This window comes from uncultured Rothia sp. (assembly GCF_937976295.1).
In the GTDB taxonomy this organism is placed as follows: Bacteria; Actinomycetota; Actinomycetes; order Actinomycetales; family Micrococcaceae; genus Rothia.
The window spans coordinates 1-1,624 of sequence record NZ_CALJRY010000391.1 but is presented as its reverse complement, the minus strand read 5'-3'; the positions used below and the strand labels follow the sequence as shown (position 1 = coordinate 1,624).

The following is a 1,624-nucleotide window of genomic DNA, read 5'->3' as shown; positions in this document are numbered from 1 at the left end:
CGTCGTTGACGCGCACGTGGCCGCCTTTGCATTCGTCGGCGGCGAGGGAGCGGGTCTTAAAGATGCGCACCGACCAGAGCCAGAGGTCGAGCCTGGCGCTGGTTAGTGTGGCGGTGTCTTCTGCGGTCATGTGTTCATTGTGGCGCGAGGTGGGCGGGGCACCAAATCAGGTGCTCCCACCTACCCTGCGTCTTCACCGTGTCTATCGGCAGAGTTCATATAAGGGTTATTCCTGAGACGGTTATACCCCCACCGTTGCGGTGCGGCGCTCGTTGACGGTTCAGTCAATCCCATCAGCGACTACAAGATCAATCACATAGGGTTTTGTGTGATATTTTCAACAAAACACATGCACTAATTTTCCTACAAATCACTCCCGACTTGGTGTATCTTTGAAATACTTATTGAGAAGTATTCAAAAACCACATAAGTTCGTGTGGCATTACAGGGCAACGACCGCGACGTCTATAGCCCCCGAGACAGATTGGAAACACACAATGCGTCTACGAAAATTGTTGGCAACCGGCTTGGTTGCTACCACGTTGGTAGGGATTAATGTCCCTGCAAGTCATTCCGCTCAGTTCTCCACCGACGCCCAATGGCAGGGGTTCTTTACCCTGGATACCAAGGGAAACTCCGTCAAAAACCTTGCCGTGTGGTGGGGGTACGGAATTTACAACGATTCGATTAGCTCGATTCGTAGCTACGGCGAGAATTACCGCGTCTGTGAACACGAGGGGTACCGAGGGGCATGCCTTACTACGAATGCACGAGATTTCAATAATCTAAGGGGTGTTCGCGAAGGACTTGAGTGGTGGGACCCGTTCGATTGGAACGACCGCATCAGCTCTCTTCAACGAATCTTATAGATTGGAGGAGCACCATGTCAGCTTTGAAAAAGCTTCTGGCGGCTGCCCTCATCAGCACTGTGCTGTCTTCTTGCTCCTTCGGTCCCACGTTGGAGAAGGATGAAAGCGCCCGAGCAATCTTCGACACAGAAAATGACCGGGTGATCCTGCCTCTGGACGCATACAACACCGCCGGCAAGGGCGAATACTTCACCAAAGCCCTTGAGCTCGCCCGCAAAAAGTGCTTTGCCGAACACGGGCAACACTACGAGATGTTCGTCCCCACCGAAGGATCCGGCAGGAACCTCGGCAGAACCTACGGGATCTGGAACGTTGAGCACGCCCAAAAATACGGCCTCCACGAGCGCGAAGACTCAAATACGCTGGACCTCTCCTCCCCTGCCGCCTCATCCGACCCTGGGAAGGATGTCCGCACCGAATGCTATCAGCGCGCCGTCGATGAGATGAAGCAAATTGGAGAGATACCCTTCGGAAGCAGCACGTTTACGCGTTTGGAGACCGACGCCCGAAATGCCGCAGGCGATAGGCAACTCAAAAAATCTCTCGACGACGAGTGGAAGCGATGCGTCAAGGATAAGGGCCTCACCCCCGATAGTGAGGTGACCGTCAAGGAAGAAAAGAACATTCCTCAGAGCAACACCCCCTCCGAAGAAGAAATTCGAATCGCCACCATCCAGGCACAGTGCAATCAGGATGTAGACCGTTCGCAGAAGCTCTACGACCTGGAGGCGCAGTACCAGAAGCCGCTCGTCGCC

Annotated in this window: 2 protein-coding genes; one reads left to right on the top strand and one right to left on the bottom strand. The window is 54.1% G+C overall.

Going from position 1 to position 1,624, the window contains the following annotated elements; genetic code table 11:
* The coding region (locus Q0216_RS10425; protein ID WP_298595263.1) for a S4 domain-containing protein at nt 1-130 on the bottom strand (130 nt) is incomplete at its 3' end.
* Nucleotides 131-883: 753 nt separating this feature from the next.
* Between Q0216_RS10425 and Q0216_RS10420 the strand changes: the two genes are divergently transcribed.
* Nucleotides 884-1,624, top strand: a 741-nt coding sequence (locus Q0216_RS10420) for a UDP pyrophosphate synthase (RefSeq protein ID WP_298595260.1), incomplete at its 3' end; no start/stop codon positions are given.